This window comes from Kineococcus endophyticus, assembly GCF_040796495.1.
GTDB lineage: Bacteria > Actinomycetota > Actinomycetes > Actinomycetales > Kineococcaceae > Kineococcus > Kineococcus endophyticus.
In genome coordinates, this window is the sequence record NZ_JBFNQN010000002.1 from 93,940 (window position 1) to 106,748 (window position 12,809).

Below are 12,809 nucleotides of genomic sequence, written 5' to 3' on the forward strand. Positions count from 1 at the left end.
GGACGGGCAGTACCAGGCTCGGACCCGTGCGCACGGTCACCGGCGGGGCACGATGGTCGCGTGGACGACCTCGGTGACCTCGGCGGCGCGCTGCGCCGGTGGCGCGACCGCCTCTCCCCGCTCGACGTGGGGCTCCCCGTCCGGGCCGGCCGCCGCGCGGCCGGGTTGCGCCGCGAGGAGCTCGCCGACCTCGCGGGTCTGTCGGTCGACTACGTCGTGCGGCTGGAGCAGGGCCGCGCCGAGCACCCGTCCGCGCAGGTCGTCGCGGCCCTCGCCCGCGCCCTGCAGCTGTCCACCGACGAAAGCGACCACGCGTTCCGCCTCGCCGGTCTGCTCCCGCCCGCGGACGGCACGGTGTCCCGGCACGTCCCGCCCGGCGTCCAGCGCATCCTGTCCCGCCTGCAGGAGTTCCCCGTCGGGGTCTTCGACGCGGCGTGGACGCTGCTGCACTGGACACCGTCGTGGGAGGCGCTCATCGGCGACCCCACGACGCTGCCGCCGGAGGACCGCAACCTCGCCCGGGCCCTGTTCGGCGGGACGGGACTGGCCCGGCACCCCGTCCGGCACGCGGACCCGGGGATGCCGGCCGCGATCGTGGCCGACCTGCGAGCAGCCCTGGCCGACCACCCCCGCGACCGGCCGCTGGCCGGGCTCGTGGCCGACCTGCGCCGGGACAGCCCCGAGTTCTCCCGGCTGTGGGACGTGGGGGCCGTCGGCCGGCACGTCTCGGCGCGCAAGACGATCGAGCACCCCGACGTCGGGGACGTGACGTGCGACTGCGACGTGCTGACGGTGCCGGGCTCCGACGTCCGGCTCGTCGTCTACAGCGCTGCGACGGGGTCGGTGGACGCGGAGAAGCTGGAGTTCCTGCGCGTCACGCGTGGGCAGCGCGCCGCGTCGACACCCACTCCTGCAACCGCTCCACCGGCCACGTCGTGACGATCCGGTCGGCCGGCACCTCGCACTCCTCCGCCCTGGCGCACCCGTAGGGCTGCCAGTCGAGCTGCCCGGGCGCGTGGGCGTCGGTCGACAGCGTGAACAGGCAGCCCGCCTCGACGGCCTGCCGCAGCAACGCCCGGGGCGGGTCGAGGCGTTCGGGCCGGGCGTTGATCTCGACGGCGACGTCGAACTCGACGCACGCGGCGAACACCGCGGCGGCGTCGAACTCGCTCGGCGGACGGCCCTTCTCCCCCACCCGTCCGTGACCGCCCTTGACCATGCGCCCCGTGCAGTGGCCGAGGACGTCCATCCGCCCGGACCGGATCGCGGCCAGCATCCGCCGGGTCATCGCGTCTGCCGGCATCCGCAGTTCGGAGTGCACCGACGCGACCACGACGTCGAGCCGGGCCAGCAGGTCCGGCGGGCAGTCCAGCGTGCCGTCCTTGCCGATGTCCACCTCGATGCCGGACAGCAGCCGGAACGGGGCCAGCGGGGCGGCGAGCGCCGCGATCTGCTCCAGCTGCGCCTCCCGGCGGCCGCGGTCGAGGCCGTTGGCGACCTTGAGGCCCTCGGAGTGGTCGGTGACCGCGATGTACTCGTGGCCGAGTTCGGCCGCGGTGAACGCCATCTCGGCGAGGGGGCTGCCGCCGTCGCTGGCGTCGGTGTGGGTGTGCAGGTCGCCGCGCAGCTGGGCCCGCAACTCCTCCCCGCCCTCCACGAGCGGGCCGGCCGCGTCCTCCAGCTTCGCCAGGCGTTCCGGCGTCCGGCCCTGCGCGGCCTGGACGACGATCTCGGCCGAGGACTTCCCGATGCCCTTGAGGTCGGTGAGCGTGCCGGCCCCGAGGCGGGTGTCGAACTCGTCGGCGTCGAGGGCGAGCAGGACCGCGGCGGCCTTGCGGAACGCCTCCACCCGGAAACTGCTCGCCTGTTCGCGTTCCAGCAGGAACGCGGTGCGGCGCAACGCGTGCACGGGGTCCACGGCGGTTCCTCCCAGCCTCCGGATGCGGGTCGACCCCCCACTCTGCACCATCGATCCGTGCCCCGCCTGCGCCGCGTCTCGGTCTCCTCCCCCGGTTTCTCCCGGCGACGGCGGGGCAGGGGCTGGTCGTACCTCGACACCGGCGGGGAACGCATCGTCGACCCGGACGTGATCGCCCGGATCAGCGCGCTGGCGATCCCCCCGGCGTACACCGACGTCTGGATCTGCCCGTTCCCGAACGGGCACCTGCAGGCCGTCGGCACGGACGACCGGGGCCGGCGCCAGTACCGCTACCACGAGCAGTGGCGGTTGGAGCAGGACCGGGCCAAGCACGACCGCGTGCTCGAGGTCGCGGCGCGGTTGCCGGCGGCCCGCGACCGCGTCACGGCCCTGCTGGCCACCGACGGCCTGACCCGCGAGCGCGTGCTCGCGGCCGCGTTCCGGCTGCTGGACCTGGGGTTCTTCCGCGTCGGCGGCGACTCCTACGCCGAGGAGAACGGCTCGTACGGCCTCGCGACGCTGCGCCGCGACCACGTGCACCAACGCGGCGAGGAACTGGTGTTCTCGTACGTCGCGAAGTCGGGCAAGGACCGCACGGCGGTGATCGCCGACCCCGCCGTCCGCGACGTCGTGCGTTCCCTGAAGCGCCGGCGCGGCGGCGGCGAGGACCTGCTCGTGTGGAAGGAGCGCGGCCGCTGGCACGACGTGACCTCCGAGGACGTCAACGGGTTCCTCCACGAGACGATCGGTCCGGACGTCAGCGCCAAGGACTTCCGGACGTGGCACGCCACCGTGCTCGCGGCCGTCGCGCTGGCGGTCTCGCTGCCCGTCGCGGGCACCCCGACGGCCCGCCGGCGGGCGGTGACGAGGGCCTGCGCCGAGGTGTCCGCGTACCTGGGCAACACCCCCAGCGTGTGCCGCAGCAGCTACATCGACCCGCGCGTCATCGACCTGTTCGGGGACGGGGTCACCATCGCCCCCGTCCTCGACGACCTCGGGGCGGACGCCTCCTTCGGCCACCCCGCCACCCACGGGGTCGTGGAGCGGGCCGTGCAGGACCTGCTGCACACCGACCCCGCCGCTGTCACCCGCTCGATCGCGCGCGGGCGAGTGCCGCGGCTGGCCTCGCCCCGGCTGTCGGTGCCCGGCGGCGACCGGGCGGCGTGACGCAGCACCCCGGCGCGTCCCCTATGCTGGACGGGCTCCGGCAGCAGTGCCGGGCGCCACGCCCCCATCGTTTAGTGGCCTAGGACGCCGCCCTTTCAAGGCGGTAGCACGGGTTCGAATCCCGTTGGGGGTACGAGCGGGTCCCCGGCCCGGGAGGTGGTCACGACCACCGCGCGGATCGGGTAAGGTCTTCTCTGCAAGCGCACGACAGCAACACCGAGCAGTACAGCAAGGCCTCTCTGAGGCCCCGTAGCGCAGTTGGTTAGCGCGCCGCCCTGTCACGGCGGAGGTCGCGGGTTCGAGTCCCGTCGGGGTCGCTCGTCGTGCCGGTTCGTCCGGCCCGGCACGGCCAGGTAGCTCAGTTGGTAGAGCGTCCGACTGAAAATCGGAAGGTCAGCGGTTCGACCCCGCTCCTGGCCACCTGGAAACAGCTTCCGAAGGGCCCCGGTGCACCGCACCGGGGCCCTTCGTCGTTCCCGGGCGCAGCCACTAGCCTCCTGCCGTGCCCGCGATCCCGAGCCCCGTCGTCCTCGCCGCCGCCGTCCTCGGCGGGTACGCCGTCGGCCGCTCGACGGGGAACCGGAAGCTCGCCGGGGTCGCCCTCGCCGCGGGGCTCGCTGTCGTCGCGCCCCGCTGGGCCGCCGGGTCTCCCGTCCTGGCCGCCGCGCTCACCGCCGGCACGGTCGGCCTCGTCGGGCTCTCGCACCCGCTGTCGCGCCGGACCGGCCCCTGGCCCGCGGTGCTCACGACGACCGCCGCGGCCGCCGCCCTCGCCGCAGCCGGGGACCGGCTCACGTCGCGCTGACGCTCAGAGCTGGCGCGCGGTGAGGTCCCGGACCTCGGCGTAGCGCTCGCGGACGCCCGCGACCGGGTCGGCCTCGAAGGTCTCCGAGGACCCACGCGGCCTGCCGGGCGGCACCGTCCGCGACGTACTCCCCCGGTGCCGGCACGACGACCGGACGTCCCAGGACCGCGGGGGCCAGCACCCGCACCGCCTCCGACCGGGCGCCACCGCCGACGAGGACGACGCGGCCGATGGTGCAGCCCTGCGCCTCGAGGGCGTCCAGGCCGTCCGCCAGCCCGCACAGCAACCCCTCGACGGTGGCGCGCGCGAGGTGGGCCGGCGTCGACGTCGCGAGCGTGAGCCCGTGCAGCGCACCGGTGGCGTCGGGGCGCACGGGCGTGCGCTCACCCTCCAGGTAGGGCACGAGGACCAGCCCGCCGCTCCCAGCGGGCGCGGACAGGGCGAGCCGGGACAGCTCGGCGTGGTCGACGCCGAGCATGCGTGCGGCGGCGTCGAGGACCCGCGCCGCGTTGAGGGTGCAGACCAGGGGGAGGTAGCGGCCCGTGGCGTCGGCGAAGCCCGCGACGAGCCCGCTGGCGTCGTGCGTCGGCACCTCGCTGACGACGCTCACGACGCCGGAGGTCCCGATGGACACGACGACGTCGCCGACCTGCGCGCCGACGCCCAGCGCGGCGGCCATGTTGTCGCCCGTCCCGGGGCCGAGGCGGGCGCCGCGCGACAGGGCCGAGGCGCTGTGCCCGGCGACCTCCGCGGGGCCGAGGACGTCCGGCAGCACGGGCACCGCGCCGAAGGCGCGTTCGAGCAGGTCGCTCCGGTAGGTGCCGTCCGCGGGGGCGAAGTAGCCCGTCCCGCTCGCGTCACCGCGGTCGGTCACCAGGCGCGCGGAACCGCCGCCGGCGAGCCGGTGGGTCAGCCAGTCGTGCGGCAGGCAGACGGCGGCGGTGCGGGCGACCGCGTCCGGCTCGTGCTCGGCGATCCAGCGCAGCTTGGTGATGGTGAGCGACGCGACGAGGACGCTGCCGACCTGCTCGGCCCACGCTCCCGGCCCGCCCAGCTCGGCGGTGAGCGCGTCGGCCGCGGCCGCGGACCGGCCGTCGTTCCACAGCAGCGCCGGGCGCACGACCTCCCCGGCCTCGTCGAGCAGGACGGCGCCGTGCTGCTGGGCCCCGACAGCGAGGGCGTCGACGTCGTCGAGCCCACCGGCGTCCGCCACGGCCTCCTCCAGGGCGCGCCACCAGTGCGCCGGGTCCACCTCGGTCCCGTCGGGGTGGGAGGCGCGGCCTGACCGCAGCAGCTCCCCCGTCGCCGCGTCGCGCACGACGACCTTGCACGACTGGGTCGAGGAGTCGATCCCGGCCACCACACCCGAGCCCGCACCCGGCTCACCACCCGCACCACCGCTGGTCATGGGCCCACCCAACACCATCGGTCACCCACGCCGGACGGCCCCCGTGGGCCGTCCGGGGTGCCACGTCGCGACCGGGATGCCGGAACGTCTGCAGAACATGTACCGTTGGGGGCACGGAGAGATGACAGCTGCTCCGGGGTCAGCACTGACTGCCCCGGCCGACGCGCGAGGGGGTCGACGCCATGGGGCGCGGCCGTCAGAAGGCCAAGCAGACGAAGGTCGCTCGGGAGCTGAAGTACTTCAGCCCCGACACCGACTACAACGCTCTGCAACGTGAGCTTCACGGGCCCGACCCGTACCGCCAGACGGGGCGGCCTGCCGCCCCCGAGGCGCCGGAGTCTGACGTGGAAGACGACGACTCGGACGACAACCCCGAGGACTGGTCGAAGTACACCGCCACGGACGACTACGACGACTGGACGTCCAAGCGCCGGGCTTGACCCGACGCACGACCGGTCCGCGCAGTAGCTCGCGGCACACCCGCACGAGGCGTGGCGTTCCCCCGGTCTCACCAGCCCTGGTGAGTCCCCCGGAGGAGCGCCACGCCTCCTGCGATCCCCTTGCCGTTGCTCGCGCCGTCCTCCTCGGTCCGCGACCGGACCTCACCGCACACCCACGCCGGCATCCCGGCCTGCTCGACGGTGTCGACGACGGCCTGCGCCTGCTCGGCGGCGACCACCGCGACCATCCCCACCCCGAGGTTCAGGGTGCGCTCGAGGTCGTCGGTCGGCACCTGCCCTAGGTCGCGGACCACGGAGAACACCGCACCCGGCGTCCACGTCGAGCGGTCGACCTCTGCCGTCACGTCGGCGGGCAGGCAGCGCGCCAGGTTCGCGGCCAGGCCACCGCCGGTGACGTGGCTCATCGCGTGCACGCCACCGGTCGCCAGCGTCGCGAGCGCGGGCCGGGCGTAGATGCGGGTCGGGACGAGCAGCTCCTCACCCAGCGTGCGGCCGAACTCGTCCACGTGCCGGTCGTAGGCCCAGCCGGCGTCGGCGACGACGCGGCGGACGAGCGAGTACCCGTTGGAGTGCAGACCGGACGAGGCCATCGCCACGAGGACGTCCCCGGCGCGGACCTTCTCGGGGCCCAGCAGCTCGTCGGCCTCGACGACACCGGTCACCGCGCCGGCGACGTCGTACTCCTCGGCGCCCAGGAGCCCCGGGTGCTCGGCGGTCTCGCCGCCGACGAGGGCGACCCCGGCCTCCTCGCACGCGCGGGCGATGCCGGCGACGATCGCGGCCATCCGCTCGGGCACGACGCGACCGCAGGCGATGTAGTCCGTCATGAACAGCGGGGTGGCCCCGCAGACGACGACGTCGTCGACGACCATCCCGACGAGGTCGGCACCGATGGTGTCGTGCACGTCGAGCGCCTGGGCGACGGCCACCTTCGTCCCGACGCCGTCGGTGCTCGTGGCGAGCAGCGGCCGGCGGTAGTCCTTCAGCACGGACACGTCGTAGAGCCCGGCGAAGCCGCCGAACCCGCCGACGACCTCCGGGCCCTGCGTGCGGGCGACGGACGCCTTCATGAGCTCGACGGCGCGGTCGCCCGCGACGACGTCGACGCCCGCGGAGGCGTAGGTCGTTCCACTCACTGCTGAGCTCCCTCGGGGGTGTCGTGCTGGTGCCGGGTGACGGGGGTGATGGGGATGCGCGGCTTGTCCATCGAGCGCTCGCCGAGCCGGTCGAGGTCGTTGAGCGGCACGGGGTACTCCCCCGTGAAGCACGCCGAGCAGAGCCGTTCGGTCGGCTGCTCGGTCGCCGCGATCATGCCCTCGGCCGAGATGTAGCCGAGGGAGTCGGCGCCGATGCTCTGCGCGATGTCGTCGACGGTCAGGCCGTTGGCGATGAGCTCGGCGCGGGTGGCGAAGTCGATGCCGTAGAAGCACGGCCACTTCACCGGCGGCGAGGAGATCCGCACGTGGATCTCGGCCGCCCCGGCCTCGCGCAGCATCCGGATCAGGGCCCGCTGAGTGTTGCCGCGCACGATCGAGTCGTCCACGACGACGAGCCGCTTGCCCGCGACGACGTGCTTGAGCGGGTTGAGCTTGAGCCGGATGCCGAGCTGGCGGATGGTCTGGCTGGGCTGGATGAACGTCCGGCCCACGTAGGAGTTCTTGACCATGCCCTGGCCGTAGGGGATGCCGGACTCCTCGGCGTAGCCGATGGCCGCGGGCGTGCCCGATTCCGGGGTCGGGATGACGAGGTCGGCCTCGACGGGGTGCTCGCGGGCCAGGACCCGGCCCATCTCCACGCGCGACTCCTGGACGACCTTGCCGTTGATGGAGGTGTCCGGGCGGGCGAGGTAGACGTACTCGAAGACGCAGCCCTTGGGCTTGGCCTCGGCGAACCGGGTGCTGCGCAGGCCGTCCGCGTCGATCGCGATGAGCTCGCCGGGTTCGATCTCCCGGACGAAGCTCGCACCGCAGATGTCGAGCGCGGGCGTCTCGGAGGCGACGACCCAGCCGCGGTCGAGGCGGCCGAGGACGAGCGGGCGGATGCCCTGCGGGTCGCGCGCGGCGTACAGCGTGTGCTCGTCCATGAAGACGAGGGAGAACGCACCCTGCACGTGCGGGAGGACCTCGGCGGCCGTCGCCTCGAGGGTGTGGTCGGGGTCGCCGGCGAACAGCGCCGTGAGGATCGCGGTGTCCGTGGTGTTCCCGCGGGCGATCTCGCTGGGCGAGGGACGACCGCGCAGCGGCGGCTGCGGGGCGCTGGGGTAGCGCTCGGCCAGCATGTCGCGCAGCGCGAACTGGTTCGTCAGGTTGCCGTTGTGGGCGAGCGCCACCGTGCCGCCGGCGGTGTCGCCGAGCGTGGGCTGCGCGTTCTGCCAGCCGCCACCACCGGTCGTGGAGTAGCGGGCGTGACCGACGGCGATGTGCCCCTGCAGGGACTCCAGCGCCGACTCGTCGAAGACCTGGGACACCAGCCCGGTGTCCTTGAAGACGAGGATCTGCTCGCCGTTGCTGACGGCGATGCCGGCCGCCTCCTGCCCCCGGTGCTGCAGGGCGTAGAGGCCGTAGAAGGTGAGCTTGGAGACTTCCTCGCCCGGCGCCCAGACCCCGAAGACGCCACACGCGTCCTGGGGGCCCTTCTCGCCGGGGAGCAGGTCGTGGTTCAGACGTCCGTCACCGCGGGCCACGCGTCGAGTGTGTCACACCCCGGGGCGCTTGCGGCTCCGCCTACGGGGTTGCGCCCGGGTCCCGGTGCGCCGGTCGGCGAGGACCGCGACGAGGGCACCGAGCAGGACGAACACGAGGCCGAGGGAGCAGAACAGGTACCCGAAGAGGGCCTGCTGGGAGTACCCGTCCGACGGCGGGGTGGTGATCGCGATGGCCCCGGAGACGACGAAGGCGAGGAGCAGACCGGTCAGCGCGAAGGACCGGAACCGGGGGGCCCGACGGCGCGTGACCTGCACGAACGCCGTCCCCTCGCGCTCCTCCTCGCGTTCGGGAGCCTCGGGGGTCGGGTCCTGCACGGGTTCGCTCACGGGGAGAACGCTACGGGCTCAGACGGGGGCCGGCGGCACGAGGGGCAGCAGCTCCCCCAGGTCAGTCCGCTGGCCGCTGGCCTGCACCCGACCGGCCGCCCGGGCGTCGGAGAAGGTCAGGCTGCCGGTGGCCAGCGCGATCCACGTGGGGCCGTCCATCTCGACCACGGCGGGCGGGGTGCCGCGGGTGTGCCGGGGGCCCTCGATGACCTGCACGGCCGCGAACGGGGGCACCCGCACCTCGACGCTGCCGCCGGGGTAGCGCGCGGCGAGCTCCTCCAGGCAGTACCGGACGGCGGTCGCCAGCGCGGGCCGGGCGGGCTTCCCGCCCTCGTCCAGGACCGCCGTCACCGCACGGACGGCGGCCAGGCCCTCGGTGGGATCGGTGCGTCGACGCGGTGGCACGGGCTCATGCTCGCACCCGCCCCGTGGCCCGCAGCGCGACGGCCACCGCCCCCAGGAGCAGGAGCACGACCCCCGCCAGGACGGGCACCGAGACGGCGAACGCGACCCCGGCGCTCGAGCTGACCCCGACGGCGAGCGCCGGGACGGCCATCCCGAGGTACCCGGCGAGGAACACCCCGGCCGTGGCCTCCCCGCGCGCTCCGGCCGGGGCGAGGGCGACGGCCGTCGCGAGCGCGCCCTTGAGCAGCGCACCGACCCCGGCACCGGCGAGGACCCCGCCGCCGACGAAGAGCACGACGGAGGCCGCGAGGACCCCGGCGCCCAGGACGAGGACCCCGGCCGACGTCAGGACGAGCCCGAGCCGGAGCTGGTGGTCGGGGTGCAGCCGGGTGAGCAGCACCTGGCTCAGCGCGGCGGCCCCGAAGACCGCGAAGGCGGTCGCCCCGCCGGGGACGGCACCGGCGTGGCCCAGCGTGGACAGGACGGAGGGGGCCAGGGAGCTGAACAGGCCGAGGACGGCGAAGAGGCCGAAGGAGGCGAGGGCCGCGGCGAGGTAGCGGCCGCGGGCGTCGCGCGGCACGGCGACGCGCTGGACGCGGTAGGGGCGGTGCTCGGCGCGGACGTCAGCGGCGACGGTCTCGGGGACGGTCCGCACGGCGACCGCGAGGACGACCAGCAGGACGAGGAACAGCAGGTGCGGGACGCGCAGCGGGTCGCCGAGGTGCCCGACGAGGAACCCCGCGAGCAGGGACCCCAGGCCGAGGCCGCCGAGGTTGGCGGCGGTCGCGACGACGGCGGCCGTCCCGGGCCGGGTCGAGGGCGTCCGTCCGTGCAGCTCGGCGAGCCAGGCCGTCGCCGTCGGGGTCACGGCGCCGACCGCGAGCCCGGTGAGGACGCGGGCCACGACCAGGACGACGACGTCCGGGGTGAGGACCAGCAGCAGGGCCGCGACGGCCTCGAGGGCGAGTGCCGGGACGAGGACGAGACGCCGGCCGAGGTGGTCGGACAGGTGCCCGACGGTGAACAGGCTGACGGCCACCCCGGCCGCGTAGACGGCGAAGGCGACGGTCACGACCACGGTCGGCAGCCCGTCGCGTTCGCGGTAGAGCGCCCACAGCGGGGTGGGCACGGTGGCGAAGGCCATGGCCGTCGCGAACGCGGCGGCGACGAGGAGGAAGCCCACCCGGTGCCGGCGGGGACCGGGGGTCGTCCTGCCGGTCACGGGGTGGTCGGTGCTGGTCGTGGTCACGGGGGCTGCAACGTGGGGTCGACCCGGCCCTTCCGCTCCATCGGTGGGTGGTGGGACCGTCCATCGGAAGAACCGATGGGAGGCACCGTGGAGCTGGCTCAGCTGGAGACGTTCCTCGCCGTGGTCGACGCGGGCACCATCAGCGCGGCCGCCCGTCGGCTGGGCTCGGCGCAGTCGACGATCAGCACCGTCGTGCGCGGTCTGGAGGACGACCTCGGCGTCGCCCTCTTCACCCGCACCTCCCGGCAGGCCGTCCTCACCGACGCCGGCCGGGCGCTGCTGCCCGAGGCGCGGCGGCTGCTGGCGGGCGCCGCCGAGGCGCGGACCGCGGTCCGCGAGGCGGACGCGGGACCCGCGGGACCGCTGACCGTCGGCGTCGTCACGACGATGCACCCCGTCGACCTGCCCTCGCTGCTCAGCAGCTTCACCACCGCGCACCCGCGGGTGTCGGTGTCCATGCGCGTCGTGGCGGACGGGTCCCGCGGGCTGCTGCGCGCGCTCGTGGAGGGCGAGCTCGACGTGGCGTTCCTGTCGTGGCCGTTCCGGCCGCCGGGCAGCGTCGAACTGCGGCCGCTGGTCCGGACCCCGTTCCGGCTCCTCGTCCCGGCCGGGCACCCGGCGCCGACCGCCCGGCCGGTGGCGCTCGCCGACCTGGCCGGGGAGCGGTGGGTCGACGGGCCGCCGGGGTTCGGCAACCGGCTGCTCGTCGACGCCGCGTTCGACCGGGTCGGGGCGCGGCGCACCGTGGCGGTGGAGGTCCCGGACGTCTCGACGTTCCCCGCCTACGTCGCCGCCGGTCTCGGGATGGCCTTCGTGCCCGGGACCGTGCCGGTGCCGCCGGGGGTGCGCGAACTGGCCCTGGAGGAACCGACGCCGCCGTGGTCGCTCGCCCTCGCGACGCGGCGCGCCACCCCGGACCGGCCGGTGCGGCGCGCCGTCGAGGCGTTCGTCGAGGAGGTGCGCCTCAGCACTCGGGGACGTTGACCCCCACGGTCACGGGCCGGGCTCCCCGCCCGACGACCGTCAGGGCGAGCCCGCCGAGCGAGGTCTCCTTGTACTCCGAGCGCATGTGCGCGCCCGTCTGCCGCATCGTCGCGATCGCGGTGTCGAGACTGACGACGTGGCTGCCGTCGCCGCGCATCGCGGTGCGGGCCGCGTGGATCGCCGTCGTCGCGCCGACCGCGTTCCGTTCGATGCAGGGGATCTGGACGAGCCCGCCGACGGGGTCGCACGTGAGGCCGAGGTGGTGCTCGACGGCGATCTCCGCCGCGTTCTCGACCTGTTCGGGCGTTCCGCCCAGGACGGCCGCGAGGCCCGCGGCGGCCATCGCGCTGGCCGAGCCGACCTCCCCCTGGCACCCGACCTCGGCCCCGGAGATCGACCCGGTCTCCTTCAGGACGATCCCGATGCCCCCGGCGGCCAGCAGGAACCGCACGGTCCCGGCGTCGTCGGCGCCCGGCACGAAGCGGCGGTAGAAGTGCAGGACGGCCGGGACGATGCCCGCGGCCCCGTTCGTCGGGGCCGTCACGACGCGGCCGCCCGCGGCGTTCTCCTCGTTGACGGCCAGGGCGAACAGGCTCACCCAGTCCATCGCGTGCAGGGCGTCGTCGGAGGAGTTCCCCTCCTCGGCGAGCAGTTGGGTGTGCAGGCGCGGCGCGCGACGGCGGACGCCGAGACCTCCGGGCAGGACGCCGTCGGTGACGAGGCCGTGGTCCACGCAGGCCGCCATCGCCGCGAAGATGCGCAGCAGCCCCGCGTCCACCTCGTCGCCCGGGCGCAGGCTCTCCTCGTTGCGGCGCACCAGGTCCGCGACGCCGAGGCCCGTGCTGCGGCAGTGCTCGAGGAGTTCCTCGCCCGTGCGGAACGCGTGCGGCAACCCCTCCCCCGTCCCCACCACGGGGGCGTCGGGTTCGAGCGGGTGGTTCCGGACGAAACCCCCGCCGACGGAGTACGACGTCCGCTCGGCGACGACGTCACCGGCGGCGTCGCGCGCGGTGAAGACCATCCCGTTGGGGTGGGCCGGCAGCGACTGGACCAGGAGCCGGACGTCGGCGTCCGGGTCGAACGGCACGCGGTGGACACCGAGCAGCGGGAGTTCGCGCTCTCGGGCGACCGCGTCCAGCCGCGCCTCGACGGCGTCGGGGTCGACGAGTTCGGGACGCTCCCCCAGCAGCCCCAGGACGACGGCCCGGTCGCTGCCGTGGCCGCGGCCGGTGGCGCCCAGGGACCCGTGCAGGTCCACGGTCACCGACGCCACGCGACTCAGGTCCCCGGCGGCCTGCACGTCCTCGGCGAAGGCGAGCGCCGCCCGCATCGGCCCGACGGTGTGCGAGCTCGACGGGCCGATGCCGATGGAGAACATGTC

At 75.0% G+C, this 12,809-nt stretch carries 12 protein-coding genes, 3 tRNA genes and 1 pseudogene; 8 read left to right on the forward strand and 8 right to left on the reverse strand.

Translation table 11 applies throughout. The annotated features are described in order from the left end of the window. The first annotated feature begins 60 nt into the window (after nucleotides 1-60). Nucleotides 61-939, forward strand: a complete 879-nt coding sequence (locus tag AB1207_RS02705; protein WP_367636254.1) for a helix-turn-helix domain-containing protein — start codon at nucleotides 61-63, stop codon at nucleotides 937-939. On the opposite strand, the gene AB1207_RS02710 is transcribed toward AB1207_RS02705, so the two are convergent. After that, entirely contained in the window at nucleotides 875-1,918 is a 1,044-nt protein-coding gene (locus AB1207_RS02710) for a PHP domain-containing protein (protein ID WP_367636255.1), read from the reverse strand. The two genes, AB1207_RS02705 and AB1207_RS02710, sit on opposite strands and share 65 nt — an antisense overlap. 57 nt (nucleotides 1,919-1,975) lie before the next feature. Here AB1207_RS02710 and AB1207_RS02715 point away from each other — a divergent pair, with 57 nt between their 5' ends. The 5 genes from AB1207_RS02715 (at nucleotide 1,976) to AB1207_RS02735 (ending at nucleotide 3,890) form a co-directional block, all read left to right on the forward strand. Further along, entirely contained in the window at nucleotides 1,976-3,085 is a 1,110-nt protein-coding gene (locus AB1207_RS02715; protein ID WP_367636256.1) for a DNA topoisomerase IB, read from the forward strand. Nucleotides 3,086-3,145: 60 nt separating this feature from the next. Then, nucleotides 3,146-3,218 (forward strand) — tRNA-Glu (locus AB1207_RS02720). Nucleotides 3,219-3,328: 110 nt separating this feature from the next. Beyond that, nucleotides 3,329-3,402, forward strand: a tRNA-Asp gene (locus tag AB1207_RS02725). 30 nt (nucleotides 3,403-3,432) lie between these two features. Next, a tRNA-Phe gene (locus AB1207_RS02730) sits at nucleotides 3,433-3,505 on the forward strand. Nucleotides 3,506-3,587: 82 nt separating this feature from the next. Next, entirely contained in the window at nucleotides 3,588-3,890 is a 303-nt protein-coding gene (locus tag AB1207_RS02735) for a hypothetical protein (RefSeq protein ID WP_367636257.1), read from the forward strand. A gap of 3 nt (nucleotides 3,891-3,893) precedes the next feature. Here AB1207_RS02735 and xylB read toward each other — a convergent pair. Then, nucleotides 3,894-5,298, reverse strand: a pseudogene (gene xylB / locus AB1207_RS02740) (xylulokinase). A 182-nt stretch (nucleotides 5,299-5,480) separates the two neighbouring features. Here xylB and AB1207_RS02745 point away from each other — a divergent pair. Then, on the forward strand, nucleotides 5,481-5,738 hold the full coding sequence (locus tag AB1207_RS02745; protein ID WP_367636258.1) for a DUF3073 domain-containing protein: 258 nt from the start codon (nucleotides 5,481-5,483) through the stop codon (nucleotides 5,736-5,738). A 68-nt stretch (nucleotides 5,739-5,806) separates the two neighbouring features. On the opposite strand, the gene purM is transcribed toward AB1207_RS02745, so the two are convergent. Genes purM through AB1207_RS02770 form a run of 5 tightly spaced genes read right to left on the reverse strand, consistent with a single transcriptional unit; the run spans nucleotide 5,807 to nucleotide 10,444 of the window. Further along, nucleotides 5,807-6,895 carry a phosphoribosylformylglycinamidine cyclo-ligase gene (purM, locus tag AB1207_RS02750; protein ID WP_367636259.1) on the reverse strand — a complete coding sequence of 363 codons (1,089 nt, stop codon included), beginning with the start codon at nucleotides 6,893-6,895 and terminating at the stop codon, nucleotides 5,807-5,809. Then, nucleotides 6,892-8,442, reverse strand: a complete 1,551-nt coding sequence (gene purF, locus AB1207_RS02755) for an amidophosphoribosyltransferase (RefSeq protein WP_367636260.1) — start codon at nucleotides 8,440-8,442, stop codon at nucleotides 6,892-6,894. Before purF ends, purM begins: the two co-directional genes overlap by 4 nt. Nucleotides 8,443-8,454: 12 nt before the next feature. Further along, nucleotides 8,455-8,790 carry a hypothetical protein gene (locus AB1207_RS02760; RefSeq protein WP_367636261.1) on the reverse strand — a complete coding sequence of 112 codons (336 nt, stop codon included), beginning with the start codon at nucleotides 8,788-8,790 and terminating at the stop codon, nucleotides 8,455-8,457. A gap of 18 nt (nucleotides 8,791-8,808) precedes the next feature. Then, a complete protein-coding gene (locus tag AB1207_RS02765; RefSeq protein WP_367636262.1) occupies nucleotides 8,809-9,195 on the reverse strand; it encodes a sterol carrier family protein in 387 nt (128 codons plus the stop codon). 4 nt (nucleotides 9,196-9,199) lie between these two features. Next, a complete protein-coding gene (locus AB1207_RS02770) occupies nucleotides 9,200-10,444 on the reverse strand; it encodes an MFS transporter (RefSeq protein ID WP_367636263.1) in 1,245 nt (414 codons plus the stop codon). Between the two features lie 87 nt (nucleotides 10,445-10,531). On the opposite strand from AB1207_RS02770, the gene AB1207_RS02775 reads away from it, so the two are divergent. Continuing rightward, the gene (locus tag AB1207_RS02775) at nucleotides 10,532-11,428 is read left to right on the forward strand and encodes a LysR family transcriptional regulator (RefSeq protein WP_367636264.1); all 897 of its coding nucleotides are present in this window, start codon (nucleotides 10,532-10,534) and stop codon (nucleotides 11,426-11,428) included. Here the strand turns inward: AB1207_RS02775 and AB1207_RS02780 are convergent. Continuing rightward, nucleotides 11,409-12,806 carry an L-serine ammonia-lyase gene (locus tag AB1207_RS02780; protein ID WP_367636516.1) on the reverse strand — a complete coding sequence of 466 codons (1,398 nt, stop codon included), beginning with the start codon at nucleotides 12,804-12,806 and terminating at the stop codon, nucleotides 11,409-11,411. The two genes, AB1207_RS02775 and AB1207_RS02780, sit on opposite strands and share 20 nt — an antisense overlap. Nucleotides 12,807-12,809: the final 3 nt, after the last annotated feature.

Bases quoted from the DNA above. Each gene is read 5' to 3' on its own strand.
- AB1207_RS02745 (WP_367636258.1), top strand. From the start codon at position 5,481: ATGGGGCGCGGCCGTCAGAAGGCCAAGCAGACGAAGGTCGCTCGGGAG.
- AB1207_RS02780 (WP_367636516.1), bottom strand. From the start codon at position 12,806: ATGTTCTCCATCGGCATCGGCCCGTCGAGCTCGCACACCGTCGGGCCG.